Source organism: Streptococcus cristatus (assembly GCF_003943505.1).
Lineage (GTDB): Bacteria > Bacillota > Bacilli > Lactobacillales > Streptococcaceae > Streptococcus > Streptococcus cristatus_E.
This window is the reverse complement of sequence record NZ_RJPS01000010.1, coordinates 1-26,155: the sequence shown is the minus strand read 5'-3', so window position 1 is coordinate 26,155 and position 26,155 is coordinate 1. Positions and strand designations below refer to the sequence as shown.

Sequence of the window (26,155 nt, the reverse complement as noted above, 5' to 3'; positions counted from 1 at the left end):
CTGCTAGTCCTTCTATTACAGCCATTCCTTGTAACGCTTGATATAAAGACCTTTCACAAGGGTTACGCTAACCATATAAAGCACAATAATCAAGAAAAGACAAAGGAAATAGATGCCATTCAGCGGAGCTGTCTTCAGAACTGACGCAAAGAGGCTGTATGGCAAGGAAGTAACAAAGAGCGCAGCCGCCATGGTCGTCACAATGACGGAAAGGGCAGGACGACTTTGCACAAAAGGCAGCTTAGGTGAGCGTAGCATGTAGATGACCATGGTCTGGGTCCACATAGACTCAATAAACCAGCCTGTTTGGAAAAGAGTGATAAAGTTCACTGCCTGTTCAGTACCAGCTTGATAGCTGCCTCCTGTGATCATAGGCACGATGATAAAGTAAAGCACCAGATAGGTCAAAACATCAAAAACGGATGAGATAGGCCCGATCCAAGCCATAAAACGGGTAATAGAGCTAGCTGACCAGATATGAGGTCTCTTGAGAAATTCACTATCCACATTATCAAAGGGCAGAGCGATACAAGACAGGTCATAAACTAGATTGAGAACAATCAGATGAACTGGTGCCATAGGCAGAAAAGGTAAAAAGATGCTGGCGAAGAGAAGAGAAAAGATATTCCCAAAGTTGGAACTGACCGTCATCTTGATATACTTGGTCATGTTGGCATAAACCTTGCGTCCTTCTACTAGACCTTTCTCCAGAACCATAAGATCCTTGTCCAGCAAAATGACATCCGCCGTTTCCTTGGCAATATCGACAGCTGTATCAACTGAAATTCCAACATCTGCTACTTTCATTGAAGGGGCATCATTGATACCATCACCCATGTAGCCAACCTTGTGGCCATTGGCTTTGAGCTGGAGGATGATCCGAGCTTTTTGGTCAGGTGAGAGCTTGGCAAAGACTGTCGTGTTCTCCACCGCCTGACTCAATTCCTCATTAGATAAAGCATCTACCTCTACACCTAGCAAGATATTGTCTACATCTAACCCAACCTTTTCACAGACTGCTTGGGTTACCTTATCATTATCGCCCGTCAAAATCTTAGTGGCAACACCGTATTCAGCCAAGGTTTCAATAGCTGGAGCCGCAGATGACTTAGGTGGATCTAGAAAGGCTAGATAGCCCGTCAAAATCATATCGGACTCATCCTTCACTTCATACTCATAATCTTCTTCTAAGTCTGACTTGTAGCTAACACCAAGCACGCGCAGCCCTTGCTCATTAAGTTGAGCCACTTCCGCAAGGATTTCCTGACGGATCTCCTCAGTCAGTTCTGTAATACGATTTTTATACTCTACATAGCTAGAGATGGCCAGCATTTCCTCCAAGGCCCCCTTGGTCACCATGCTGATAACATCCTCATCATCCTTGACGATGACGCTCATGCGACGACGTTCAAAGTCAAAGGGAAGTTCATCAATTTTCTTAAAGGTTTGGTCTAGATTACGAACAATCTCATGCTTTTCTGCTTCTTTCTCCGTTCGGTTGATAATGGCACGATCCATGAGATTTTTAAGGCCTGTTTGATAATAGGAATTGAGAAAGGCCCGACGGAGCACTGCCAAGTCCAAATCACCATGAATATCCAGCGGGTATTCTAACACAATCTCGTCTTGGGTCAGTGTCCCCGTCTTATCCGTACAAAGGATATCAATAGCTCCTAGATCTTGGATAGCATTCAGCTTTTTAATCACGACCTTTTCCTGAGCCATAATAATAGAACCTTTAGCCAAGCTCGCCGTGATAATCATGGGCAGCATTTCTGGGGTCAGACCGACCCCAACACTGAGGGCAAAGACACCTGCTTCCAGCCAGTCGCCGTCTGTCAGACCGTTGATAAAGAATACGACTGGCACCATGACCAACATCAGACGAATCAAGAGCCAGGAAATACTATTCATCTCGCGCTCAAAAGAGGTCGGTTCATCGTAGGTGTTAAGCGTCTGCTCAATGGCTCCCATCATGGTCTCATCACCAACCACCAGCACCAGAGCCGTAGCTCTTCCGGAAATAACGTTAGTTCCCATGAAGGCCAATGATTCTGTCTCTAAAAGGCTATCGAGATTTTGCCCATCCGCCTTGGTCAAACAGATCTTTTCTACTGCATCACTTTCCCCTGTCAGGCCGGACTGCTGAACAAAGAAATCACGCGAATCCAGCAACAGCACATCTGCAGGAATCATGTCTCCAGCACTAAGCTTGATGATGTCTCCTACAACAAGCTCATCAATCGGAAGTTCCTGCTCTGCTCCTTCACGGATAACCGTAGCCGTATTGACAATCAGCCGAGACAGATTGCTAGCAGCGCGGTCGCTCCGCAATTCCTGAATAAAACGAATGCCTCCAGAAATCAGCACTAGAACGACAATAATGATGGAAGTCGTCGGATCTTCCTCACCAGGCTTGGCCAGCCAGACATTGGTCACTAAGGACACCAGAGCAATCACCAATAAGATGACCGTAAAGGGGTTAATGATAGACTCGTAAATTTTCTTGAAAATAGAGTCTTCCTGACCCTTTGTGATAATATTTTCACCATAGAGATCACGATTTTCTTCGACCTGCTCTTCTGTCAGGCCCCGAAAGGAAGTCTTGTAAAATGCCAGAGTTTCTTGTACAGGAAGCTGCAGAGCAGCAACTAATCTTTCTTTTACTGTTTTCATTGGTTTCTCCTTTATGTATGATTGATAATTTTCATACACAGGGACCAATCACTTTATGAGGACAGAACGACACAAATCAGCGATTGGCTGTGTATGTGCGGTTCCGGATGATCGTCAATTTGCATCGTACTTCTCCTTTCTTAGTTTATAAAAGCAGTTAATAATCCCAAGATGCCTGCAAGACATCAAAAGTAGCATTCATCTTCTGGGCCCATTCTTGCAAGTCGGGAAAATTTTCTTTCAAAGAAAATCCAATGACTTCTTCACGTAAATTCCACCAATCTACAAGAGCAACTACTTGGATTGTTGCAATATTTAAAGAAAGTCCCTGCTCAGTAGCCAGTTTCTCTAATAAAGCCAAACTCCGGACATTTCTCTCTTCAATTTGCTGATGTCTGTCTTTCCACCAATGCTCTTTTTCATGGAAAATTTTTTCCGCAACAACCGGCATTGTGTTTTCCAAAATCCCTTCAGCAACGGACAGTATGTTTAAAATGTGCCACTTCTCTATTCCATTAGGAAAAAGCGGAGTTTCCTGACCTAGCTCGTCTAAATATTGGGAAATTAAATCACTACCATACAACCATTCTCCATTGGAAGCTTGAAAAGCAGGAATTCTACCCAAAGGATTATCTTGATTGTGCGGTGAATTTTTGTCGAAAGCCATCTGAACCTTCTGAATATCCACTTGCTCCTCTAAATGATGGTGTAAAATTGTAGCATAGACTTTACGCGCAAAAGGACTGGTACTAGAATACCAAAATTTCATCACTATTCCTCCTTCTTTTTTCTTAAGAGGCAGGCAATCAACTATTTACTCTCTTGAAATATTTTTAGCAAAAAAGAAGACCCTGCCAATTCTGGGCAGGGTTGTTTGCATGTCAGGTTGTTCGCTTCATTGTTTTAAACATAGATAAAACAAGCATTCACCGTTCAAGCTTTAACTCCATAAGGCGATGAAATGAGCTTAGTCTTGACCTTTGCGATCAGGACTGTTAACCAACGAGTAGTGTCTCCACTGCTTTGCGGTAGTCATCCGTATCCTTATGGTAGCCTCACCTACCGATTGACACTATTACTATACTCCTCTTTAGAAAGATTGTCAATAAAGAGAGCTATTTTTATTTTATTTTGGTAAAACTTCCGCAATCCGTCGACAAATCTCTTTGATCATAGTCTTCGGCGCAGCTGTATTGAGACGAGCATGTCCTTTGCCTTCTTGGCCAAAATCACTTCCCCGATTCAGGACAACCTTAGCCTCTTCTCGAAGCAAGTGGAAGAGCTGGTCATCTGTCAGCCCATAATCTGAAAAGTCCAGCCAAACCAGATAAGTTCCTTGAGGTTTCATGACCCGCAGACGTGGTGCTTCCTTAGCAAAATAATCGACTACAAAATCAATATTTTCCTCTAAGACAGCCTTGAGCTCTGTCAACCAAGCTTTGCCATGACGATAGGCAGCTTCCGTCGCTAAGAATCCAAGCCCCGAAATTTCATGCTGGTTATTGGCCAGTTGGCGCTTTTGAAACTTTTGTCGCAAGCTAGGATTCTCAATCACCGCATAGGAATTCTTGGTCCCAGCAATATTAAAAGTCTTAGTTGCACTGGCTAAAATCAAGCTAAAGTCCTTGAAGTCAGGTGAAACAGTATTGAAAGACTGGTGTTTATGTCCAAACAGCGTCAAATCTTGGTGAATTTCATCTGAGACCACGAGAACGCCGTACTTTTGGCAGAGACGACCAATCTTCTCTAACACTTCCCGTTCCCAAACTCGACCGCCAGGATTGTGCGGATTGCACAACACGTAAATCTTGACTTCATTGTCTACGATGTCCTGCTCCAGCTGCTCAAAGTCAATCTGAAAGAGATCGTCCTGTTCTATCAAGGAATTAGTAATCAACCGACGATTATTGAGCTTGACACTGCGGGTAAAAGGCGGGTAAACAGGAGTATTGATCAGAACGGCATCACCTTCATCGGTAAAGGCTTGGATAGCCGTCGAAATAGCAGGAACAACTCCCTCGATAAAGACCAAGGCTTCTTGGTCAAATGTGTAGCCATGCTCATCCCGCTCCCAAGCTAGAACGGTATTGATCAACTCCTCACTAGCATAGGTATAGCCATAGACTAACTGATCAGCGTAATCATGCACAGTTTGCTTGATTTCAGGCAAGACTTCAAAATCCATATCCGCAATCCAGGCTGGCAGGACTTGACTGTCTTTCTCCGCCTCTTTCCATTTATAAGTATGCTGACCAATCCGATTGGGTGCTGTTTCAAAGTTATAACTTCCCATATTAGTCCTCCAAGGCTGCTCGTAAATCGTCTACCAAATCTCGACTATCTTCGATCCCAATTGACAGGCGCAGCAAATCATCAGTCAAGCCATAGGAATGACGCACTTCAGCAGGAATGTCTGCATGAGTCTGGGTTGTTGGATAGGTAATCAAACTCTCTACTCCACCCAAACTTTCCGCAAAGGTAAAGACTTTCAGGCTATTTAAGAGATGAGGGATCTTGCCTTCATCCACAACTTTAAAGGAAATCATACCGCCCTTACCTGGATAGAGAACCTCTTTTACCGCAGGAGATGACTTCAGAAATGCAACTACTTCTTGCGCATTCTGAGTAGAGCGCTCCATGCGGAGAGCCAAGGTCTTGAGCCCGCGCAAAAGCATGTAACTATCAAATGGAGATAGGACTGCTCCAGTTGTATTGAGATTATAGAAAAGCTTGTCATAGATGGCAGCATCATTGGTCATGATAACTCCAGCTAAGACATCATTGTGCCCACCCAGATACTTGGTCGCAGAGTGCAGGACAAGGTCAGCTCCATCTTCCAGCGGTCTTTGGTAAATCGGACTGTAGAAGGTATTGTCCACAATGACAGCTGCTCCTCGCTCATGAGCCGCTTGGGAAATGCGGGCAATGTCAAACTCTACCATAAGAGGATTGGTCGGTGTCTCGATATAGACAATATCTATATCCTCTGTTAGCTTGTTCAGGAGTTCTTCTTCCGTATTAGCATAGGTAAAGCTAAAGCGTCCTTCCGCTTCGACCTGAGCAAACCAGCGGAAAGAGCCACCATAGAGATCTCGAACAGCCAAAACCTTACTGCCGACTGGAAAGGCGCTAAAGGCCAGCACAATAGCCGACATACCAGAGCTAGTCGCTAGGGCATAATCTGCACTTTCGATAGCAGCTAGAGTCTCTTCCAAGCTAGCCCGTGTAGGGTTCTTGGTTCGAGTATAGTCATAACCTGTGGACTGGCCAAACTCTGGATGCTGGTAAGTCGTTGAAAAATGCAAGGGGGTTGTTAAGGCACCCGTTGTTGTGTCTGTTTTTACTCCCGCTTGGGCCAACAAGGTATTTAATTTCCGTTCTCTCTCCATTTAACCGTTCCTCTTTTTTTAAAATATTCTACCTTTCTATTGTAACATCTTAAGAAAATCTTGAGCTTTTTTCTTTTCAAGAGCTAGCTATAGTCTGAAACTATAGAGTAACAATCCAAAAAAAGAGTCGCTGAACGACTCTTCGTTTCTTATTTCATTCTTAATCGTTGGCGTAAACTATCTGCCTTTTGTCCGATAAAACGGTCTATGAGCCGAACTTTGAGAGACAGTACGATATAGACGAGCATTCCGACTCCTCCAACGGCAGCGACATAGATAAAGCTGTACATCCGATTAGTTGGCTGGAAGATAAAGCTTAGTAGATACTCGACAAGCAGAACCAAGATCACCATGGCAATTGTGAGAATCATACTCAACAGCAGACGCTTCAAGAGATTCTTAGGATTCAAACCAACAACCTTTCGGATTTCTCTAAACATGAAGAAGATTGGCAGTAAAAGACCGACGGTCGTTGAAATCAAGGGACCATAAGCATGGAAGAGATTGATCATCGGCACCTGCAGACTGAGCTTGACAAGAACCCCATAAAAGAAGTAGAGAATGGCTTTCTTGTTTTGGAACAGAGCTTGAATCATCGGAGCCAGAACTGTATAGGTGCTGAGAATGATCGTCTGCAGCATAGCGCAGATGAAGAGCCCCAGTGCTAGACTATCTGGCTTACCATAGAAAACGGTATAGAGCGGACTAGCCACCATAACCGCTCCCACTGTTGACGGAAAGATAAAGAAGAGCAACATACTAAGATTATCTTGCACTAGGCGAGCAGCCGAGCGAAAGTCACCCTTGACATAATTCTCGGTCAAGAGAGGAATCCCGACACCACCGATAGAAGTTGCCACCGCAATTAAAATCATGGTGATTTTATTCGGATTAGCTGAGAAGTAGGCGAATTGCACTAGGAGCTCTGATTTCGTATAATTGCTAATCTGGGTCATAATGTTGATAAAGGTGTTTTGGTCAATAATCTGAAAAAGCTGAATGGCAGATCCTGTGATAATGAAAGGAATGGCTTCTCGTATGGTATCCCAGAGGAGAGAACGGCCACTAATTCCCGCGGACTTTTTAGGCTTTCTCAGGATAGAGCGTAGCATACCCGTTTTTGCTAGATAGAAAAGCAAAACAAGCATACTTGCCAGCATCCCGACAAAGGCGGCAAAGGTAGACTGGGTCACAGCTTCAACATAGTCACCTGAACCGATTTTCATAATGAAATAAGCCGTCAGTAGCATCCAGATAACCCGAATCACCTGCTCCGAAATCTGGCTGATCGCATATGGTTTCAGATTGTTAAACCCTTGGAAGAAGCCCCGAATGACACTCATAGACGGAAAAATGAGCACGGCCCAAGACAAACTCTGCATGACTGGAATCAAGTCAGCCCCGCCACCAGACATTGAGGCAAAAACCGGTGCCATCAAGTACATGATGACTGCAAAGATCAGTCCCAATACCAGCATGAACTTGAGGAACTCTCGAATGAGAGCAAAGCTGTGTTCCTCCTTGTCAATCGTATTATACTTAGCAACTTGCTTGGCAACAGCTACCGGTACTCCTGCTGTGGAAACCAAAAGGAACCAAGCATATATATTATAGCCCATAGTAAAGAGACCATTGGCCTCTGCCCCGTGCTGGCCCATCCAGATNTACCAAGGGATGATATAAACAGCCCCAAGAAGGCGGCTGATAAAATTACTAGCAGTCAGCCAGGCAGTCCCTCTTAGCATTTTCTGCTGCTGGCTTGTTGTTTCTTGGCTCATAGAAAACCTCTTCCATTTGTTCTTCTTTTATTATAAACTTTTCCTTGCCTCTTGTAAAACATAGCCTTTCGGTTTACAATAGAGATATGATAAAAATTGAAACAATACTAGATATTTTAAAAAAAGACCAAAATTTTCGTGAAATCATCGCTAATGGAGACTACTACTTCAACTATCAGGGCTTGACCTTTGACAAGATTAGCTATGATAGTCGCAAAGCAGATAGCAAGACTCTCTTTTTTGTCAAGGGCGAGCATTTCAAGCGGGAATTTTTAGAGAAGGCTGTAGCAGCTGGACTGGGGTTTTACCTGAGTGAAACTGACTTCGAAGTCGGAATTCCAGTACTCTTGGTCAATGATATTAAACAAGCCATGAGCCTCATTGCTATGGAATTTTACGGTCACCCAGAGCAAAAACTCAAACTTTTGGCCTTTACTGGTACCAAGGGCAAGACCACATCGGCTTATTTCGCTTATAATATTTTAAAACAAAGCCACAAACCAGCCCTACTTTCTACTATGAATACCACTCTGGATGGCGAAACTTTCTTTAAATCAACCCTAACCACTCCTGAAAGCTTAGACCTATTTGAGATGATGGCTCAAGCTGTAGCCAATGGTCGTACCCATCTCATCATGGAAGTCTCCAGCCAAGCCTATCTTAAAAAGCGAGTCTACGGCCTGACCTTTGATGTAGGTGTCTTCCTCAATATCAGCCCTGACCATATCGGCCCTATTGAGCATCCTACTTTTGAAGATTACTTCTACCACAAACGACTCTTGATGGACAATAGTCGAGCTGTTGTCGTCAATAGTGGCATGGATCATTTTCAAGTTTTGGCTGAGCAAGTGGCCAACTATGACCACGACTTCTATGGACCAGACTCCGCCAATAGCATCCAGCAATCACAAGCCTTCTCCTTTGAAGCGCAAGGTAAGTTGGCTGGTTCCTACGATATCCAGCTGATTGGTCGCTTCAATCAAGAAAATGCCATCGCTACTGGCCTAGCCTGCCTACGACTTGGAGCTTCTTTGGAGGATATTCAAGCTGGTATTGCCCAGACACGAGTGCCGGGCCGCATGGAGGTCTTGACCCAGTCAAACGGTGCCAAGGTATTCGTGGACTATGCCCACAATGGCGACAGTTTGGCTAAATTGCTGTCCGTCGTACAAGAACATCAAAAAGGGCGGACCGTTCTTGTACTAGGAGCTACTGGCAATAAGGGAGAAAGTCGACGCAAGGACTTTGGTCTCCTACTCAACCAGCATCCTGAAATCAAAATTATTTTGACCGCAGATGATCCAAATCGCGAAGATCCAATTGCTATCGCAAAAGAAATTGCTAGCTACATCTCCTTTGAGGTGGACATGATTGCCGACCGCGAGGAAGCTATCAAAAAAGCCCTCAGCCTAACCAATGCTAAAGGCGATGCCGTCATCCTGGCTGGCAAGGGAGCTGATGCCTACCAAATCATCAATGACCAAAAGGTTCCTTATCCCGGTGATTATGCACTGGCAGAAAAATACATATAGAGTCTGAGACAAAAAGATTTCAATTTTTAACAATCTTAATTATTAAGCCCTTCAAATCTATAATTAAATGCGAAAAGCGAACAAAGCAGAATTCTGATTACCAGAAAACTAGTTTTGTTCGCTTTTTATATTTGAGGTCGGACTTTTGTCCCAGCCTCCTCAATTGTCTTTGGATTGTCGAGCAAGACGCAGTGGTTGAGTGGGCTCTACTACGCTGATTTCATCAGCTTTTACAGCCCTACTCAACTGTGCGGAGGTGGGACGACGAAATCGAATTCTAACCAATTACCGATTTCTGTCTCACTCTCTATTATCCATTCCACATCACTAAGACGTAGAGCAGGCTGCTACCCACCATATCCGCAAAGGCATGTGACAAAAAGAAAGGCAGCAAGTTTTTAACCTTGTATTTATAAAAGAAATAATAGAACAGACCGAAGACCACGCCAATCAGAAAAGCAGAAACTAGCCCCTGATAGGTATGGACAGAAAAGCGAACCAGCGTTGAAAAGCCTAAAACCCACCATTTGCTCTCTTCTTTCACCGATGTGAGCAAGCCTAAGAAAAAGAATTCCTCATAAACACCATTGAAGAGAGAATAGAGAATGACGACAGGTCCCAGTGCAGCTAGTTTTCGAAAAACTTCGACAAAGGTCCAGTCGATATGCCGCAAAATTTCTAAGTCAAAATAATTATAGGAACCGACTAAAGCTGCTATCACATCAGAAGTCAGACCGACAACCGCAAAAATCAAGGGCGCCCAAAGAATAGACCAAGACAAGCGTAGTTTCAGCTGTTTGAAATCATAATGACGGATGCCTAGATAGAGCAGAGCCAGCACCAGCAGGAAAACTTGCAATTTCAAATTGCTCAGCAAGGCAAAATTTTCATCCTCTGGTCTGGGCACGATTGCTTGTCCTACAGAGCTGGACATAGTCAGCCAATTTATTGTTGAGGAATAAATAAATTGACCAAACATAATAATTGCTAAAATCAACATATCGAACCATCTAAGGTTCTCCAGTGGTTGCTCGGGATAGATTTTTTTCAACATTGTCATCCATATTCCTTTCCCAGATTCTATATATTACTATAGCACAGAATAGGATAAATTGACAGAGCAGTTTATCTAATTTTTCCCTCATTCGAAAACAGGGAGGAAAAGAAGCAAGGCTGAGATACGATTATCCCAGCCTCTGACTTTAGTCTTCTTTCTTGAAGGAGTTTTTCAAACCTTCTACTGCTCCCTCGACAGCTCCTTTTGCATCTTCTACAACTTCCTTAGCTTTAGCAACTGTTTTTTCGACCGCACCTTCTGCTTCTGTCTTGCTATCGCCAGTGACTTTGCCAAGGCCTTCTTTGAGAGCGCCCTTGGCTTGATTGAGTTTATCATCTAGTGACATAAATCTGCCTCCATTCTTTTTCGGTCTTTGACACCGTTTACATTAGTTTAAGACTTTTCCAGGTAAAGGTCAATTATTCTGCTCATTGGCAACATATCAGTCCAATCGGAACACTAGGCGCTCCTTATCAAAGCTAGCCTGCAACTCATACTTGCCAGCTTCATTCTGACAAATATAGCCTAAAATCACCAGACTATCGACAAAAATATCCCGACGCTTCTGCATGAGCTCATCCTTGCGGACATACTTGAGGAGGAAAGTCGTCATATACTTGAGGGCATACTCTGGATTCACATCTCCCAAGACAGCATAGAGAGGCTGCTGTGCCTCAGACAGCGGATACTGTCGCTGCATTTTATAAAAAAAATTGGACAAGGTCAGTTTATCTCTCTGAAAATTGGTCTTTTCCAGCAGAATAGCCGCATTAGTCTGATTAGCAAGCTGAGTCTCAAAGCGCAAATTCAGCAATTCCTGATAGATCGGACTATCATCTCGAATAAAGATTTCCTGATCCAAAGATAGATTTTCTAGATTCTCCAAAAGCGGAACCTGCTGATAATAGCGCTTATTCTCCCGCCGAATATAGCCCGCCTTGATACATTCCTCCATGAAGCGATCTAGATTGGGAAAGCCCGCAAATTCACGTTTGATTTCTCTTAAAATCACATCATCCTGCTGATCCAGATAATTGATTAGTTTTTCAAATAAGGGCTGTCGTGTCAGCCGAGTCGGATTGAGAATTTTAATCATGGAGCTCTCCTTTATAGATAAGCTTGGCTGATTGAGCCAACTGACTGGGATTGGTTCCAGGATGTCCTACAGGCACTGCTAAGACCAAGTCCTCATAGTAAACTTGCCAAAAATTAGAAATCAAGTTTTCCTCATCTCCAAACTGCATGGGAATGGTCTCAAAAATTGGCAAAATCTGAGCAATATATTCCGAACAGTAAAATCCCTCGCTCTCAGGATAGAAACTAGCATTATAGGACTTTCCCAGATGGGATTTGGCTTCTTTGAAGGCAGCAGAGGCATCTATCTCTGGATAAGCAAAGACATGATACCTGTCCTCTTCTTCCAAAAACTGGCTCAAGGGCTGATGGGCCACTCCCTTTTCCTGCGTCGCATGGTAAATCTCACCATCAAAAACGATGCCCACATGGCTATAGGCGCCCGTAGCTGTCCGAATCGCTGCTGCCATATCGGATTTCCCAACTGTAAACAATAGATCACCATTTTGTAAATCTTGAATCTTCATTTCTCTCGTCTATCAAAAAAGGAGCCGAAACTCCTTTACATGTGCGGAAAACCAGTGTTTCCTATCTTATAGTTGTCATTTAAGATATTAAGCATTAAAGCTTTCAGTCAACTGAGGCACGACTTGTTTCTTACGTGAAACGGCACCAGCCAAGAAGGCATGGTTATTTTCAAGTTTGAAGTTGAAAGCTGCTTCTACCTTGTCCATGTTTGCGCCAATTGCAAGGATTTCTGAGTTTGAGTTGACGATGTCTGTAATCATCAAAACAAAGTCAGAATAGCCATTTGCTGCAATAGCTGCTTGCATTGCTGCCTCGATTTCTGATTGGCGTTCCAAAACTTCAGCAATATCAACAGTGTTGACTTGCGCTACACGGACATTATTTCCGTTGAGTTCAAAAGTCTTAGCATCAATGTCAATCAATTCTTCTGCAGACTTGCTGGCCAAGTTTGTACCAGCCTTCAGCATAGCGAGACCGTATTCTTCCAAGTTCACACCTGCTAACTCAGCCAACTCAGGAGCAATATCCTTATCACTTGGGTGTGTCGTTGGAGATTTCAAGAGAAGTGTATCTGAAATCAAACCAGATAACATCAAACCAGCAAGCTCTTTAGGAACTGCCACACCGTGTTCTTTAAACATACGATAAACGATAGAAGACGCTGACCCAACAGGTTCCAAACGCATGTAAAGTGGGCTTGCAGTTTCAAAGTTAGCTACACGGTGGTGATCCACAACGCCATAAACTTCCACTTCAGCAATATCTGAAACAGATTGTTGGAATTCATTGTGGTCAGTCAAGATAACTTGCTCTGCACCTTCTGCTTTAGCGGATGTGATCACGCGTGGTGCTTCTACACCAAAATAGTTCAATACAAAGGCTGTTTCTTCATTTGGAGTCCCAAGAGCTACTGCTTCTGTATCCAAACCGTAAGCTGTTTTTGCAAGATAAGCAAAGGCTACAGATGACCCGATGGCATCTGAGTCTGGATTTTGGTGACCAAATACTAGAATCTTAGACATTATAATACCTCTTTGTTTTTAATAATATTTATTCCACTTATTTTACCACAATTATGGGTATTTCACAAAAGGAGAAGGATATTTTCTTGAGAAAATTGTAGCTTTGCAATAGAGGGCTAAGCTGAACCTTCAAAATAATCATCCAACCTTAACCGTCGATACAATTACCATCTCTTATGAAAGTCCCCCAGAAGAAACGCTTGCTTTATCATTTTTATTTCCTGTGAAAGGAATTTTTTCCTAAAAATAGCCCTATCATAAGATAGGACTGAAAAATTTATCAAGTTATTGATAGAGGCGATCATCACTACTATTTAAGTGACTGTCTCTTCTCCCGTTTAGCCAATAGAGGCAAGATGACGCCTAAACTAATCAAGACAATCGGTGTCAAGATATTTGTCATCAGAGAGAAGCGCCAACCAGCTGGATCAACCGCATAGTCTACTTTGGGAACCATACCTAAAATACAAGCAAAAGCTGTGAAAAGGAAGCACCAAGCTCCGATGATAAAGCCAAATTTTGGATTTTTAGTAAGTTTGTATTCCGCATCCTTGTATTTCTTCCAAGCTTTATTGAGCAACATATAAGCCACGAATACCCAAAGATAACGCATCGGCATAACGATGGAGTTAAGATTAGTCATCCATTTAACCAGACCGTCAATTTCCTTGATTCCAAAGATTGGTAGGACAATCAGGAAACTTACCAAAATCCCTGTCAGGATATAACCGTTAATCAGTACACCTTTTGATGTCCGCTTACGTAGCCAGCTTGGAACAAATTCTTCGTCTGCATTATTGAGCAAGATTTGTAGAGGCGCGTCAATTGAGAAGGCCAAGGCTGCAATCTGTCCGACCATATTAGTCAGGGCATAGATGACTACCAGTACATTACCTACACCCCAGTAGTTACCCAGCATTTGGAAGGCTTGATAAGCACCATTGCGCATCAAATCTTCAGGAATATTGCTACCGTCAAAGAGCATACCCATGGCTAGAGAGCCTAGAATAGCAGATGCCCCAACCATTACAGCCATGATAATCATGCCCTTTGGAAATTCCTTAGCTGGATTGCGAGTTTGGTTAACGTAAGGCGAAATCTTCTCAGCCCCACCGACTGCAAAGACTAAGAGCGAGATAGTCGTAAAATATGAAAAATCAAAATTAGGAATATAAGTACTGAGCTTGTCCATATTAGCCGTTGCGAACTGCATATCCGGCTTGATAAAAGGCGCACCGACCGCTAATAGAACAAAAAGGAAGGACATAATCAGCATCGCACTTCCAGCCAAGCCCCCAATCACTTTAAGTGTGGACAGCCCCTTGGTGGATAAGTAGAGAAAGGCACCGAAAATCAGCAAACTAAGAATAACAATCCAGTGAATATCAAGACTGCTCAAAAAATCGCCATTTCCTTGTATAGCCCATCCTAAAGGAATCAGAACTCCCTGTGGCTTTTGAGCCAAGTAGGGAATATGCACCACCCAGTAAGTCCAAGCCGCAAAATAAGCCCAGCGCTTGGTAGAGGTCTTCTCCACCCAGTCGCTGACACCACCTCCGCTCTCCTTGAAGGTCGAGCCTAGCTGCCCCACGATAAGGGCATAGGGAATAAAGTAAATGGCCAGGATAAGAATCCAAGAAACAACGACTGAAATCCCTTGTTGGGAGTAGTTGTTGACCACATTTCCCAGACCCCAAACCATATTAAAGGCAATCAGGGACACCATCAGCCAAGTCAGCTGGTTCTGATCTTTTTTCATCATTTCATCTCCTTTGAATATAAAATAAATAGCTCCATAAAATTATACCATGTTTTTACATTTTTTGTAACCGTCTTCAGCATATTTTGTCCAAAAAAAAGAGCTACCCGTAGGTAGCTCAAATTCAATTCTTAAAGTGAGTTCACGTCAACCTTGATACCAACACCTTGAGTAGTTGTGATTGTCAAGTTTGTTACGTAAGTTCCTTTAGCTGTAGCTGGTTTTGCTTTTTGAATTGTTTCATTGAAAGCTTTGAAGTTTTCAACCAATTTTTCAGCTTCAAATGATACTTTACCGATGATTGCTTGAACGTTACCTGCACGGTCAGCACGGTAAGTGATCTTACCACCTTTAGACTCTTCAACTGCTTTAGCAACATCCATCGTTACAGTACCAGTTTTAGGGTTTGGCATCAAGTTACGTGGTCCAAGGACACGTCCAAGACGTCCAACAAGAGCCATCATGTCAGGTGTAGCGATAACTACATCAAAGTCCAACCAACCGTCGTTAATTTTCGCAACGAGGTCATCTTCACCAACGAAGTCTGCACCTGCAGCTTTTGCTTCTTCAGCTTTTGCACCACGTGCGAAAACAAGAACGCGTGAAGTTTTACCAGTACCGTTTGGCAATACCATTGCGCCACGGATTTGTTGGTCAGCTTTTTTAACGTCGATGTTCAAGTTGTAAGCAACTTCTACAGTTGCGTCAAATTTTGCAAAGTTAGTTTCTTTTGCAAGTGCTACAGCTTCTTCTACACTGTATGCTTTTGTGCTGTCGATTTTCTCAAGAGCAGCACGAAGTTGTTTGCTTTTTTTAGCCATTTTCTATTCTCCTTGTAAGTGGTTCAATCGATTTTCATCTCCCACGTCACTCCTCGAAATGATGAAGTCTTGCGGGTTATATTGGGGGTGTTATTGATTAGTCAACAACAGTGAATCCCATAGAACGAGCAGTACCTTCGATCATACGCATTGCAGACTCAATGTTTGCTGCGTTCAAATCTGGCATCTTAGTTTCTGCAATTTCTTGTACTTGTGCACGAGTAACTGTAGCAACTTTCGTTTTGTTAGGTGTACCTGATCCTTTTTCAACACCTGCAGCTTTTTTCAAAAGAACAGCAGCTGGTGGTGTCTTTGTAACGAAAGTAAATGATTTGTCTTCGTATACTGAGATAACAACTGGAATGATCATACCAGCTTGGTCAGCTGTACGAGCGTTGAACTCTTTTGTGAATCCCATGATGTTGATACCAGCTTGACCAAGAGCAGGTCCAACCGGTGGAGCTGGAGTAGCTTTACCAGCAGGGATTTGCAATTTTACAAGTTTTTCGACTTTTTTAGCCATTTTTAAATCCTCCTTTGTGGTTTTGGCGGTAATTAGAGATTTTTACCTCCCACAAGTATGCTTTTTGCATACTTTTCTATTATACACTAATCTTTTCAAAATGCAAGAAAAATTCTTATATTTTCTCATTTTTATGGTAAAATGGTTACATGGTATTATTAAAAATTGCTTCTGTATTATTTATCTTTTTAACACTTATCTTATCGATTATCGCGGTGAAGGTCTTCAGGCTAAGAAAATTTGGCTTGAATTTTGCAGATTTGGCTTTCCCTTTTTTTGCTATAGAGTTGTATATCATTTCAGACAAGGCCTTCTATCATAGTCTGTTACCCCACCTATTATTAGTATTGTCTGGCCTAGCTATCGCCATCACAGCCTATTTTCTCAGGAAAAAACGGACTTTCTACTATTCCAAGTTCTTTAAATTCTTCTGGCGGGCTGGTTTTATCTTGACCTTCTTTATGTACCTAGCCATGGTCATCGCTCTCTTTTTATAAATGTAAAATAAAACCCATCGGTCAGAGCCGATGGGTTTTCATATGCAAATCTTATGAATCATTCTTCTGTTGAGAAACAAAGCCCCTCCGATGCTCCTAGTCTTATTCGTGAATCTCTAGAGGCAGGCCATCGGGATCGAAGAAGAAAGCCATCTTACGGCCGTCAAAGTCGTCATAACGCAGCTCGGTATGGGGAATCCCCAAACGATCAAATTCCGCTAGCGTTTCTTCAACATCTGTCACTCGGAAAGCCAGATGACGCAACCCAGTATGCTCTGGAGCTGGCAAGGCTGGCCGCTTGGGAGCTTCTTCCTTGATGAAAATTTCCAGCGTCAGATTTCCCTTGCGGACATTAAAGAGAATGTCCTTCTTGTCGGGTCGATGGTGCTCATCCAGCTGCTCAAAGCCCAGCTTGTCCACATAAAACTCCCTGGTCTTGGCATAATCATGGCCAATAATCGCAATATGGTGAATGCTATCTAGTTTCATAACTTTTTTCCTTTCATTCTTCAGTAGAGAAAATCTGCCGGCTAACTGCTGGCAGATTTTTATTTACAGGATATTATTCTTGTTAACCAACTGCTCGGGAAAATCTTTAACTTGTCTGCAACACTTTTCTCGGCTTCGTTCCTTCGGCTGGTCCGATAACGCCTGCCGCTTCCAGTTCTTCCATAAGACGGGTGGCGCGGTTAAAGCCGACCGAGAGTCTCCGCTGGATCATCGAAGCGCTGGCTTTCTGAGTCTCGATAACCAAGGCCTTGGCTTCCTCAAAGAGGGGATCGCCTTCATCATCGCCCCCACCAGTATCCAAATCACTTTCAGATACTTCGCCTGGATCAAAACTATCGTCATAGTCAGCTTCAGCTTGATTCTTGACAAATGCTACAATTCGCTCCACATCTTCATCTGAAATAAAGGAGCCCTGCAGACGAACCGGATGGTTTTCATCAATTGGCTTAAAGAGCATATCCCCACGACCCAAGAGCTTTTCTGCTCCATTTTCATCCAGAATGGTCCGACTGTCTGTCCCACTGGATACAGCAAAGGCAATCCGAGAGGGTACATTGGCCTTAATCAGCCCCGAGATTACATCTACAGATGGCCGCTGGGTAGCCAGAATCATGTGAATTCCAGCCGCACGCGCCTTTTGTCCCAGACGAATAATAGCATCTTCCACTTCCTTGCTAGCCACCATCATGAGGTCAGCCAGCTCGTCCACGATGACGACGATTAAAGGCAGGGGAACCTGCTTGTACTCTGACTGGGCATTGTACTCAGCTACTTTAGCATTGTAGCCTGCAATATTACGGGCACCGACCTTGGAGAAGAGTTCATAGCGATTTTCCATCTCATCTACAACCTTCTGGAGTGCACGGCTAGCCTTGCGTGGATTGGTCACAACAGGGATAAGCAAGTGGGGAATGTCATTATAAACAGATAGCTCCACCATCTTAGGATCCACCATCATAAACTTGACTTCATCGGGTCTGGCCTTCATGAGAATGCTGGCGATAATGCCGTTGACCGCCACAGATTTACCAGAACCAGTAGAGCCCGCCACCAAGAGATGGGGCATCTTAGCCAAGTCAAAGGACCGGACAGAACCATTGACAGCCTTCCCAAGTGGGATTTCTAGGAGCTTGCTGGCATCTGTCTTCGACTGTTCCCAAAGTTCTCGGAAAGTCACAGTCGCAATTTCAGAGTTGGGTACTTCAATCCCGACAAGAGATTTTCCAGGAATCGGCGCCTCGATCCGTACATCCTTAGCAGCTAGGGCTAGAGCCAGATCGTCCGCCAGATTGGAAATCCGATTGACCCGAACACCAACAGCTGGCTTAACCTCGTACTTGGTAACAGAAGGTCCGATTTCAGCCCGCTCGACAGTAACCTTAATCCCAAAACTAGCAAATGTTTCTTCCAAAATCTTGATATTCTCTCGGACAATCCTCTTTTCCTTGGACTGATTTTTGGGCTTGTCAGGCGCAAAGAGATTGATAGTAGGTAATTTATAGTCTAGACTTTCTTTAGCTGTAAAATCCACTTCTACATCTGTATCTGCCTCTGCTTCTTCTATTTCCTCTTCGCGGTCAAAGTCCAGAGGCTCATGAGGATCATACTCTCCCGATTCAGCATATTCCGCCTCATCAAAGTCCATAGGCGAGTAAGACAAGTTCTCACCATCTAAAATCTCCCCCGTTTCAGGATCCACTTCAGTCTCTGCCTGCTCTACCTCAATGGCTTGCATAGCTGCCTGTGCAGCTTTCTCCTCCTGCTCAAGAAAACGAAGCTGACGTTTTTCTTCCTCTTTTTCTCTCCAGTTTTGGAAAGCCACGCTAAATTTCTCAGCAAGATCATAAAGCGACCATGGACTCATGAGCAGAGCCCCCAGCAAAATCAGGAGCAGGCCAATGAAATAGGAGCCGATATTTGAAAAGAGAAAAGAAATCGGAGCATAAAGAGCCGCCCCAATCAGCCCACCGCCAGCAAATGAGGACACTTTAAAGGCCATCAAATCTGTCAAGACTCGCGTAAGCGTTGTGGATAAAACCTGTCCTTTCAAATGCAAAACATGAACAAAATAGGCTTGAAAAATCAAGCTGAATCCTAAGAAAAAGCTGATAAAGCCTGAAATCTTCCCTTCATGTTTATGCAGCCACTTAAAGAAAAAGAGATAAAACAAGGCAGCTAGAATCGCCACATAAGCCAGACTCCCTACCAGAACCCGAATTAAATTATAGATGGTGACTCCGAAAGCGCCCAGCTTCAATGCAGCAAACAACAAAGCGATAGACAAAACAAAGGTGACTATCATCCGTCGAATCGCTTTCTGTCTTTCTAATTCTGCTTTTGTCGGTCGTCTCGTAGTGCGACCATTTTTTGTATTTTTCTTATTTGCCATAACTTTCATTATACCATATTTTAAGATCTTCTAAACAGAAAACTAGCTGCCTTTTGCAACTAGTTTCTGCCTTATTCTTCTGGCAAAATCACCCAGAAAATGAGGTAGGGAAGAAGTCCGATTCCATTAGCAAAAAAGGAAACTCCCCAGATAACACGGATAATGACCGGATCTATATTAAAATACCGAGCCAAGCCGGAACAAACTCCCGCAATGATTTTATCATCAGCACTTCTTGTTAAGCGTCTTGCCATAATCAAACTCCCTTCAAATCAACGATAGATTTTTATCAAACGAAACCAATGATTTTTATCTTATTTTACCATAATTTTTCCTCAAATAATTGTTGGAATTTCACTATCGCCCTCAAAATCTTCAACTTTTTCTTAATTCGGGAAAGGTTTCTGGATACGCCCTAGTATAAAAGGCGAGAGCGGTCCAACCAAGAGGAAGTTGAGGGGGACTGCCATTACAAAGTTTGTTCCCCAAGCTCCCAAATAGCTTTCCACTGACAAGGATACGCCCTAATATTTTGTGAGCGCTTATGATGAACGAAGGACCAGTTCTTTGACCAATGTTTCTACTAAAAAAGCTGTTATAAAAGCAGATGAACAATATAGCTTCCTTAAAATTCTAGGCACAAGTGCTCCATTTCTGATGTATAATGTTCATCTTAACATATATATTTTTATAGAAAGCGGAAATTTCAAGAAAGTGTTTCTATAGCTCAGATTGGTAATCTCTAGCTATTTTTGCTAGACTATTTAGAAGAAAAGAGCGGAAAGGAGAAAAACATGCGAGCAGGTGTGATTGTCTACAATCCTTTCTTGGACAAGATTTTGCTCATTCATCGCTGGAAGAATGGTCAAGAGTATTTCGTGATTCCCAGTGGGACTATCGAACTTGGAGAAGAACCTTTAGAAGCCGCCTTACGGGAAATGAAAGAAGAAGTCAATCTTAGTTTTTCTGCTGACCAGCTGCACACAGCTTTTTCCCTGAACAATCAGGGCAAAGAGGAGTATTATTTTTACACCAGTCTAAGTACAGATGAGACTCCCCTCATGCAGGGCGAGGAAGCCCAGCGCAGTAGTCTCCAAAACATTTACCAGCCCGAATGGGTCAGCTTGCAAGAACTTTACAACCACAATCTGCGCCCAGAAAGCCTCAAATCCCTGCTCTTGGAATTTCTGACGCAGGAAAGTTTGAAAAACTAAAGCACTTATAGTAAAATAGCAATAGTTCATAAACTTATGCATAGAAAGGTTATTTATGAAAAAAATCATTCTTTTTAGTCTTTTATCTGCACTTGCTCTGACGGGCTGCTCCGCTAAAGAAGATTCTACTACCAAGTCCTCCAGCGCTCCTAAGCAGTCTTCAGCTACCGATACCAGTTCTGAGGCAGCTGAAGCTCAAAAACTCCGTGAACAGTACAAAGATGCCATGACCAATGAAAATGCCAACTTCCCACAATTATCTACAGAAGTTGCCGAAGATGAGGCCGAAGTCAAGATTATCACAACGCAAGGAGATATTCGCCTCAAGCTGTTTCCTAAATATGCTCCTTTAGCTGTCGAAAATTTTCTGACACATGCAAAGGAAGGCTATTATAACGGTGTGATTTTCCACCGCGTTATCAATGATTTCATGATTCAGACCGGCGATCCTAAAGGAGATGGCACGGGTGGCGAATCTATTTGGAAAGGCAAGAATGAGTCTATTGACTCAGGAAATGGCTTCAAGAATGAATATTCTCCTTACCTCTACAACTTGCGCGGTGCACTAGCCATGGCCAATGCTGGAAAAGACACCAACGGCAGTCAATTTTTCATCAACCAAAGCAAGAAAGATTTATCCAAACAATTACCGACCGACACCTTCCCAGCTAAAATCATTGAAGCTTACAAGAACGGCGGAAATCCAAGCCTTGACGGCGGCTATACTGTCTTTGGTCAAGTCATTGAAGGCATGGACGTAGTAGACAAAATCGCTGCCACAGAAACTGGCGATAAAGATAAACCCAAAACAGATATTAAAATCGAAAAGATTGAAATTGTAAAAGAATAGGACCAGAGTCAACTCGAGTTCTAGTCATCTTATGAGTTATGCCTTAGCATCAACAAAAGAAAAAACCAGTCCCAAAAAGAGGACTGGTTTTACTATGGATTTTTCTAATCATCCAGCAGCTCAACTCCACTTTTAAAGTGAGATATGTAGCTTCTAACTTTTGAGAATAAGGTAGACGCTGAGTCTGCAATTAGATTTTACTGGACATAATTACCACCTGTAAAATGATAATACTCTTCCAGTGTGAGACCAGATTCGGAAATTTCCTTGGCCTCTTTTCCTACATAGCGTAAATGCCAACTTTCAGGCACATAGCCAGTAGATCCCTCCTTGCCAACAGGATAGCGTACTACAAAACCATATTTATAGGCATTGTCCAAGAGCCACTGACTAGCTCCAGCTTCTTCAACCAGATTGCCGCTACTATCAATCAGATCAAATGCTAAACCAGTTTGGTGCTCGCTGTAGCCTGGTCTTGCCGAATAGCGATCAGCCGCAGCTTGTCCATCTCGATTCACATAACTTTGATAAAGGCCGACTTGAGTTTGATAGCTACGAAAACCGCTATATTGATTGCTGATAGGATAACCTTTGGACTGCATATCTGCGATTAACTTAAGTAGTTCTGCTTTAGCAGTCGGATTCTCACCTGGATTGTAGTCAGCTGATAATGGATAGTGTTTATTGGCGATGACTATTTCGTCATATTTCCCTTGAACGCTATAATAGCTTCCGTTGTAAGAAACATTTTTATCAACAGTTACGTCCAGTTTCTGCTCCTTCTTAGACTCCGTGCCATCCGATTCACTCCTTGTATCTTGGCTAGATGCCTGGTCTTTTTCAGTCTCTTTCTTTTCAACAGATACCTTTGAGCTACTAGTCTGCTTGTTTGTACTACTTTCAGTCTTGTCTTTGGCTGCTGAACAAGCACTTAAAACCAAGACTGACATTGCTAGAAAAATAAGTTTATTATATTTCATTGTATTCCACTAACTTTCTGAAACTTCAATATTGTAGATTGCAAAGGAATTTCCGGTCGGCTTCAAATAGTAAGTTTTATTTTTTCGATTGACACTATTTGGAGTACTATCAATATAGTGAACTGTATAGTCTTCATAAGTCGTCACAATATAGGAGCCGTTCTCCTCTCTCACTTCACGGATATCCAAAGCTCCTGGATCGTAATAATCAATTTTCGCCTTCTTGATACCACCACCTGTAGTCCACTCAACCATCTCTTTGTATGCTGGACTAGAAGTGTCATAATATTGAGCATAATAATTAGAACGATTAGAGACCGATCTGAAAACAGCCGTGCGATATTCGCTAAGGAAATTGGTAATTTTTGCCTTGTTAGCTTCTACCTTTTTAGCTTCTTCGTCCTTTTCTTTGATCTTATCTGTCACTTCTTTAGGTAAAGATAAAGCAACATCAAGCGTATCTCCCTTGACAACAATACTTTCCTTGTTGGTTACAAAAGTGTTATCAGCAACAACAAGCTTAGCATAAACTTCCAGTTCTTGATGTGGTACAACTTGAATATCTGTTTCCAAGCTACTACCAATTTCCTTGCCATTTACAACAATTTTAAGGTCTGTTGCATTTGAAGCTTCTGCTGGCATAATAACCTTCAATCGTTTCTTTTCAGATTTAAGATCCAATTTAATTTCATTATTCTTAGCAGTTGCTAAATCAAGCTGAATCTTACTCTCAATTTCTCCGACTTCCGTCTTCCCTTTCAGGGTAAATTCCTGCTTGATAAAATGATATTTGCCAATATTCGTTTCAGCATTCTTACTCAAAGGAAGGCTTTTCTTATCTCCTGCTTTGATGCTCGCATTGTCTAAGTTTGTGTTAACTTTAACCTCTACTGGATAGGCCACTATTTGATATTCCTGAAAAATCCCAAATTTCTTGCTTTTTTCAGTTACACCTAAAAGTTTATTCTGATTGTCATCAATATAGGCTGATTTACCCTTTGACTTAGCAATGTTGTCCAGCTCGGTCTCAATATTGATTTCTTGACTCTCTAAGTGCTCGACCAAAGCCCTCGCGTCTGCACGTGTCCACTTATCTGAGTTAGAAGAAAGCAGGTTTGCGATTCCATCATAATCCTTTTTAGTAACCGCCTTTGCAAAATCATCCGTAACAACTTTAACACCTGTCACTGAGCTCAGATATAGAAAGGCTGCCACCAAAACAGAAAGCAAAATCAGAGGGAGAGCAATCAGCATGACTTTCTTCTTCGACATTCTTTTTTCTGCTTTTTTTATTGCTTTCTGTGGTAATTCCGAATCCAATAATTCAGAGCGAATAGGCAGATTAAGAAAACCTTGATTTCGTGCTTCTAAAAATTCCTCTTTAGTCGGCTTTCTACCAATATTCATCTCAAAAGCTTGTAGCCAATTCTCCCGACGTTCTTGGTATTGATCAGGCTCTGAAAACTCTTGCTTTTCTTCTTTAAGAGGCTCCACAACAGATTCTTCTTTGAAAAACTCTAGGGCAGGCTCCTCTTGCCCCAAATTTTGTTCCTGAGTCACCGAGCTTTGCTTCTCTTCAGCTGGCCCATCGTTACTTTGTCCTGCAGGAGCCGCAATAGAAATAATCTTTCTGAGATCAAAGTCAAAACGTTTTCCTTCTAAAAACTCATCTGCGGTTGGCTTTCTACCAATCACTTGCTCAAAAAGCTCAACCCACTTTTCTTTTGTTACCATAAATCACCTCCCAGAACCTTACATCACCATAAGACTCATCAGCAATGAGAAAGCGATGAAAGTAAAGATAAATGTAATCACACCATTGACAATAATTGCCAGTAAATATTTATAAAAAGGATCCATTGACGTGCTAGATTTTGAATAAATCAAAGCAAAGGTTGCACCGACCCCAATTAACACTAAGCCAATCCATGCTAAGAAGAGGGAAACAGACATAATCCCAAGTAAACTAAATAAAGCAGAAAGAGCCACAAAAGGTAAGACAATCGCATAGAGTCTGCCATACCAGTCAAATGCCTTATTAAAGCTGAAGCTTCCATCCTTATAGACCATGCGTTTTACAGCAAAGCCTCCTAAAATAATGGAGAAAAGAACGAGGGCTGCCGCTATCAGTGAGACCAAGAAAAGTCTAAAATTAAAAGTCGGACCACTATAAAAGCCAAAACTCACCGAGTAAATAAGATTATAAAAGTTATAATTCACCACAATAGCTGCAAAGAAAACAGTCAAGCCTAGAGAAAGATAGCCATTTAATTTACTACTTTCAACTTCTGAAGTTGGCGACTTCCAAGCAGAAATAAGCCAAGCCCAGAAGCCTTTCATTGTTTTAGAAAGTTCACTTGGTTGCACAGGCTGTTGCTGACTATAATAGGCCTGTGGACCTTGCTGGAAATTCTGCGCATTGAACTGCCCTTGCGGATTAGAAGATTGAGGCTGACCAACAAACTGGTTAGGTTGCCCACCATTTGGCTGTTGATAAGGATAGCCCTGCTGAGCAAACGATTGTGTTTGATTAGCAAATTGATTTAGGTTTTGCTGTTGCTGAGGAAGCTCTTGATATTGCCGCCCAGTTGGCTGAGCGAACGGGGCTTGTACATGCTGTTCCTGAAAAACATTTTGCTGCTGTGCATAATATTCTCCGTTCGAAGCTCCTCCTTATGCTGGCACAGAGTCCGATATAATTGAGCTAGTTTCACTTCCAACGTGGTTCGTACTTGTCACCTCAGGTTCAACAAATTCACCAGCCAGCAAAGCTTGAGTAATTTCCGCATCCGTTGCCGAACAGCCATTCACGGCTTGAAAATATTCGAGCCAATCTTGCTTTAACATATAAAAATCTCCCATCAATAAATGATTATCCTCATATTAGTATACAAAAAATCAGGTAAAAATTCAATCAAGGCAATAGGCACGCATAAACACAAAAAGATATGAAGTAAGCCAAATACTTTAATAAAAAAATAAAAAGACCACATCCTATATGGATACTCTCTAATTTGCTAAACCTCTAAATTATAGAAAAGCCCAAAAACAGAACCCATAAAAGGCTCTATAATTTCTGTAGTGGGTAACACCACTGTAGGAATTATGGAGCCTCTTTTATTGTAGAAAAAGAGCCCCACGAAATATAAAAAAACAACAGCATTTAGCCGTTGTCTTTTATGAATTAGTATATCGGGAAGACAGGATTCGAACCTGCGACACCTTGGTCCCAAACCAAGTACTCTACCAAGCTGAGCTACTTCCCGATCATAAGTAAAAACGGAGTCATATGACCTCGTTTCCCTTCATGCACCCTAGAGGAGTCGAACCTCTAACCGCCTGATTCGTAGTCAGGTACTCTATCCAGTTGAGCTAAGGGTGCCCTGTCGCATATCCGCTATGCCGAGGACCGGAATCGAACCGGTACGATCGTTACCAATCGCAGGATTTTAAGTCCTGTGCGTCTGCCAGTTCCGCCACCCCGGCCTCAAAGCGAACGACGGGATTCGAACCCGCGACCCCCACCTTGGCAAGGTGGTGTTCTACCACTGAACTA

23 protein-coding genes, 4 tRNA genes, 1 pseudogene and 1 riboswitch are annotated in these 26,155 nt (G+C 42.6%); of the genes and pseudogenes, 4 read left to right on the top strand and 24 right to left on the bottom strand.

Going from position 1 to position 26,155, the window contains the following annotated elements; translation table 11 throughout:
- Positions 1-15: 15 nt before the first annotated feature.
- The 5 genes from mgtA to D8792_RS08770 form a co-directional block, all read right to left on the bottom strand.
- A complete protein-coding gene (gene mgtA, locus D8792_RS08790) occupies positions 16-2,676 on the bottom strand; it encodes a magnesium-translocating P-type ATPase (RefSeq protein WP_125373705.1) in 2,661 nt (886 codons plus the stop codon).
- 157 nt (positions 2,677-2,833) lie between these two features.
- On the bottom strand, positions 2,834-3,445 hold the full coding sequence (locus tag D8792_RS08785) for a glutathione S-transferase family protein (protein WP_125373704.1): 612 nt from the start codon (positions 3,443-3,445) through the stop codon (positions 2,834-2,836).
- Positions 3,446-3,594: 149 nt separating this feature from the next.
- A riboswitch (M-box (ykoK) riboswitch) is annotated at positions 3,595-3,750 on the bottom strand.
- 52 nt (positions 3,751-3,802) lie between these two features.
- Positions 3,803-4,969, bottom strand: coding sequence for a MalY/PatB family protein (locus tag D8792_RS08780; protein WP_125373703.1), 1,167 nt, complete (start codon positions 4,967-4,969; stop codon positions 3,803-3,805).
- A 1-nt stretch (position 4,970) separates the two neighbouring features.
- Positions 4,971-6,065, bottom strand: coding sequence for a cystathionine gamma-synthase (locus D8792_RS08775; protein WP_125373702.1), 1,095 nt, complete (start codon positions 6,063-6,065; stop codon positions 4,971-4,973).
- A 149-nt stretch (positions 6,066-6,214) separates the two neighbouring features.
- Complete coding sequence (locus D8792_RS08770) at positions 6,215-7,843, bottom strand: putative polysaccharide biosynthesis protein (protein ID WP_125373701.1); 1,629 nt, start codon at positions 7,841-7,843, stop codon at positions 6,215-6,217.
- A gap of 86 nt (positions 7,844-7,929) precedes the next feature.
- Between D8792_RS08770 and D8792_RS08765 the strand changes: the two genes are divergently transcribed.
- Entirely contained in the window at positions 7,930-9,375 is a 1,446-nt protein-coding gene (locus D8792_RS08765; RefSeq protein WP_125373700.1) for a UDP-N-acetylmuramoyl-L-alanyl-D-glutamate--L-lysine ligase, read from the top strand.
- Between the two features lie 310 nt (positions 9,376-9,685).
- On the opposite strand, the gene D8792_RS08760 is transcribed toward D8792_RS08765, so the two are convergent.
- From D8792_RS08760 to rplK, 8 genes are all read right to left on the bottom strand, one after another.
- Positions 9,686-10,435, bottom strand: a complete 750-nt coding sequence (locus tag D8792_RS08760) for a CPBP family intramembrane glutamic endopeptidase (protein WP_125373699.1) — start codon at positions 10,433-10,435, stop codon at positions 9,686-9,688.
- Positions 10,436-10,577: 142 nt separating this feature from the next.
- The gene (locus tag D8792_RS08755) at positions 10,578-10,778 is read right to left on the bottom strand and encodes a CsbD family protein (RefSeq protein WP_125373698.1); all 201 of its coding nucleotides are present in this window, start codon (positions 10,776-10,778) and stop codon (positions 10,578-10,580) included.
- 96 nt (positions 10,779-10,874) lie between these two features.
- Positions 10,875-11,528 carry a DUF1803 domain-containing protein gene (locus tag D8792_RS08750; RefSeq protein WP_125373697.1) on the bottom strand — a complete coding sequence of 218 codons (654 nt, stop codon included), beginning with the start codon at positions 11,526-11,528 and terminating at the stop codon, positions 10,875-10,877.
- Positions 11,521-12,033, bottom strand: coding sequence for a YiiX/YebB-like N1pC/P60 family cysteine hydrolase (locus D8792_RS08745; protein WP_125373696.1), 513 nt, complete (start codon positions 12,031-12,033; stop codon positions 11,521-11,523). The genes D8792_RS08750 and D8792_RS08745 overlap by 8 nt, the downstream gene beginning before the upstream one ends.
- Positions 12,034-12,120: 87 nt before the next feature.
- Positions 12,121-13,056 carry a manganese-dependent inorganic pyrophosphatase gene (locus D8792_RS08740; RefSeq protein WP_005589432.1) on the bottom strand — a complete coding sequence of 312 codons (936 nt, stop codon included), beginning with the start codon at positions 13,054-13,056 and terminating at the stop codon, positions 12,121-12,123.
- Between the two features lie 310 nt (positions 13,057-13,366).
- Positions 13,367-14,815, bottom strand: coding sequence for an APC family permease (locus tag D8792_RS08735; RefSeq protein WP_125373747.1), 1,449 nt, complete (start codon positions 14,813-14,815; stop codon positions 13,367-13,369).
- Between the two features lie 131 nt (positions 14,816-14,946).
- Positions 14,947-15,636: a 50S ribosomal protein L1 gene (gene rplA, locus D8792_RS08730; RefSeq protein WP_001085675.1), complete on the bottom strand. Its 690-nt coding sequence runs from the start codon at positions 15,634-15,636 to the stop codon at positions 14,947-14,949.
- 97 nt (positions 15,637-15,733) lie between these two features.
- A complete protein-coding gene (rplK, locus tag D8792_RS08725; protein WP_001085808.1) occupies positions 15,734-16,159 on the bottom strand; it encodes a 50S ribosomal protein L11 in 426 nt (141 codons plus the stop codon).
- A 149-nt stretch (positions 16,160-16,308) separates the two neighbouring features.
- On the opposite strand from rplK, the gene D8792_RS08720 reads away from it, so the two are divergent.
- Positions 16,309-16,656 (top strand): DUF3397 family protein, encoded by a 348-nt coding sequence (locus D8792_RS08720; protein ID WP_125373695.1) that lies wholly within the window; start codon positions 16,309-16,311, stop codon positions 16,654-16,656.
- Positions 16,657-16,758: 102 nt separating this feature from the next.
- Here D8792_RS08720 and gloA2 read toward each other — a convergent pair whose 3' ends face one another.
- The 4 genes from gloA2 to D8792_RS11885 all read right to left on the bottom strand — a co-directional run bounded on the left by gloA2 (position 16,759) and on the right by D8792_RS11885 (position 20,064).
- On the bottom strand, positions 16,759-17,145 hold the full coding sequence (gene gloA2, locus D8792_RS08715) for an SMU1112c/YaeR family gloxylase I-like metalloprotein (protein ID WP_125373694.1): 387 nt from the start codon (positions 17,143-17,145) through the stop codon (positions 16,759-16,761).
- A 106-nt stretch (positions 17,146-17,251) separates the two neighbouring features.
- The gene (locus tag D8792_RS08710; protein WP_125373693.1) at positions 17,252-19,555 is read right to left on the bottom strand and encodes a DNA translocase FtsK; all 2,304 of its coding nucleotides are present in this window, start codon (positions 19,553-19,555) and stop codon (positions 17,252-17,254) included.
- 71 nt (positions 19,556-19,626) lie between these two features.
- Positions 19,627-19,809, bottom strand: coding sequence for a PspC domain-containing protein (locus D8792_RS08705; RefSeq protein WP_125373692.1), 183 nt, complete (start codon positions 19,807-19,809; stop codon positions 19,627-19,629).
- Between the two features lie 132 nt (positions 19,810-19,941).
- The gene (locus D8792_RS11885) at positions 19,942-20,064 is read right to left on the bottom strand and encodes a DUF2798 domain-containing protein (protein ID WP_502963018.1); all 123 of its coding nucleotides are present in this window, start codon (positions 20,062-20,064) and stop codon (positions 19,942-19,944) included.
- A gap of 285 nt (positions 20,065-20,349) precedes the next feature.
- On the opposite strand from D8792_RS11885, the gene D8792_RS08700 reads away from it, so the two are divergent.
- Both D8792_RS08700 and D8792_RS08695 read left to right on the top strand, forming a co-directional pair.
- Positions 20,350-20,769 (top strand): NUDIX hydrolase, encoded by a 420-nt coding sequence (locus D8792_RS08700; protein WP_125373691.1) that lies wholly within the window; start codon positions 20,350-20,352, stop codon positions 20,767-20,769.
- Positions 20,770-20,824: 55 nt separating this feature from the next.
- Positions 20,825-21,619, top strand: coding sequence for a peptidylprolyl isomerase (locus tag D8792_RS08695; RefSeq protein WP_125373690.1), 795 nt, complete (start codon positions 20,825-20,827; stop codon positions 21,617-21,619).
- 197 nt (positions 21,620-21,816) lie between these two features.
- On the opposite strand, the gene ldcB is transcribed toward D8792_RS08695, so the two are convergent.
- The 7 genes and pseudogenes from ldcB to D8792_RS08660 all read right to left on the bottom strand — a co-directional run bounded on the left by ldcB (position 21,817) and on the right by D8792_RS08660 (position 26,154).
- Positions 21,817-22,599, bottom strand: coding sequence for an LD-carboxypeptidase LdcB/DacB (ldcB, locus tag D8792_RS08690; RefSeq protein ID WP_125373689.1), 783 nt, complete (start codon positions 22,597-22,599; stop codon positions 21,817-21,819).
- Between the two features lie 9 nt (positions 22,600-22,608).
- The gene (locus tag D8792_RS08685) at positions 22,609-24,333 is read right to left on the bottom strand and encodes a TcaA second domain-containing protein (protein ID WP_125373688.1); all 1,725 of its coding nucleotides are present in this window, start codon (positions 24,331-24,333) and stop codon (positions 22,609-22,611) included.
- A gap of 18 nt (positions 24,334-24,351) precedes the next feature.
- Positions 24,352-25,446: pseudogene (locus D8792_RS08680) on the bottom strand (DUF6574 domain-containing protein).
- A gap of 345 nt (positions 25,447-25,791) precedes the next feature.
- A tRNA-Pro gene (locus tag D8792_RS08675) sits at positions 25,792-25,865 on the bottom strand.
- 42 nt (positions 25,866-25,907) lie between these two features.
- Positions 25,908-25,981: transfer RNA gene (locus D8792_RS08670), tRNA-Arg, on the bottom strand.
- Positions 25,982-25,999: 18 nt separating this feature from the next.
- Positions 26,000-26,085 (bottom strand) — tRNA-Leu (locus D8792_RS08665).
- An 8-nt stretch (positions 26,086-26,093) separates the two neighbouring features.
- A tRNA-Gly gene (locus tag D8792_RS08660) sits at positions 26,094-26,154 on the bottom strand.
- Position 26,155 lies beyond the last annotated feature (1 nt).

Coding starts and splice junctions, on each gene's coding strand:
- mgtA (WP_125373705.1), bottom strand. CDS start 2,676: ATGAAAACAGTAAAAGAAAGATTAGTTGCTGCTCTGCAGCTTCCTGTA.
- D8792_RS08785 (WP_125373704.1), bottom strand. CDS start 3,445: ATGAAATTTTGGTATTCTAGTACCAGTCCTTTTGCGCGTAAAGTCTAT.
- D8792_RS08780 (WP_125373703.1), bottom strand. CDS start 4,969: ATGGGAAGTTATAACTTTGAAACAGCACCCAATCGGATTGGTCAGCAT.
- D8792_RS08775 (WP_125373702.1), bottom strand. CDS start 6,065: ATGGAGAGAGAACGGAAATTAAATACCTTGTTGGCCCAAGCGGGAGTA.
- D8792_RS08765 (WP_125373700.1), top strand. CDS start 7,930: ATGATAAAAATTGAAACAATACTAGATATTTTAAAAAAAGACCAAAAT.
- D8792_RS08760 (WP_125373699.1), bottom strand. CDS start 10,435: ATGACAATGTTGAAAAAAATCTATCCCGAGCAACCACTGGAGAACCTT.
- D8792_RS08755 (WP_125373698.1), bottom strand. CDS start 10,778: ATGTCACTAGATGATAAACTCAATCAAGCCAAGGGCGCTCTCAAAGAA.
- D8792_RS08750 (WP_125373697.1), bottom strand. CDS start 11,528: ATGATTAAAATTCTCAATCCGACTCGGCTGACACGACAGCCCTTATTT.
- D8792_RS08745 (WP_125373696.1), bottom strand. CDS start 12,033: ATGAAGATTCAAGATTTACAAAATGGTGATCTATTGTTTACAGTTGGG.
- D8792_RS08740 (WP_005589432.1), bottom strand. CDS start 13,056: ATGTCTAAGATTCTAGTATTTGGTCACCAAAATCCAGACTCAGATGCC.
- D8792_RS08735 (WP_125373747.1), bottom strand. CDS start 14,815: ATGAAAAAAGATCAGAACCAGCTGACTTGGCTGATGGTGTCCCTGATT.
- rplA (WP_001085675.1), bottom strand. CDS start 15,636: ATGGCTAAAAAAAGCAAACAACTTCGTGCTGCTCTTGAGAAAATCGAC.
- rplK (WP_001085808.1), bottom strand. CDS start 16,159: ATGGCTAAAAAAGTCGAAAAACTTGTAAAATTGCAAATCCCTGCTGGT.
- D8792_RS08720 (WP_125373695.1), top strand. CDS start 16,309: ATGGTATTATTAAAAATTGCTTCTGTATTATTTATCTTTTTAACACTT.
- gloA2 (WP_125373694.1), bottom strand. CDS start 17,145: ATGAAACTAGATAGCATTCACCATATTGCGATTATTGGCCATGATTAT.
- D8792_RS08710 (WP_125373693.1), bottom strand. CDS start 19,555: ATGGCAAATAAGAAAAATACAAAAAATGGTCGCACTACGAGACGACCG.
- D8792_RS08705 (WP_125373692.1), bottom strand. CDS start 19,809: ATGGCAAGACGCTTAACAAGAAGTGCTGATGATAAAATCATTGCGGGA.
- D8792_RS08700 (WP_125373691.1), top strand. CDS start 20,350: ATGCGAGCAGGTGTGATTGTCTACAATCCTTTCTTGGACAAGATTTTG.
- D8792_RS08695 (WP_125373690.1), top strand. CDS start 20,825: ATGAAAAAAATCATTCTTTTTAGTCTTTTATCTGCACTTGCTCTGACG.
- ldcB (WP_125373689.1), bottom strand. CDS start 22,599: ATGAAATATAATAAACTTATTTTTCTAGCAATGTCAGTCTTGGTTTTA.
- D8792_RS08685 (WP_125373688.1), bottom strand. CDS start 24,333: ATGGTAACAAAAGAAAAGTGGGTTGAGCTTTTTGAGCAAGTGATTGGT.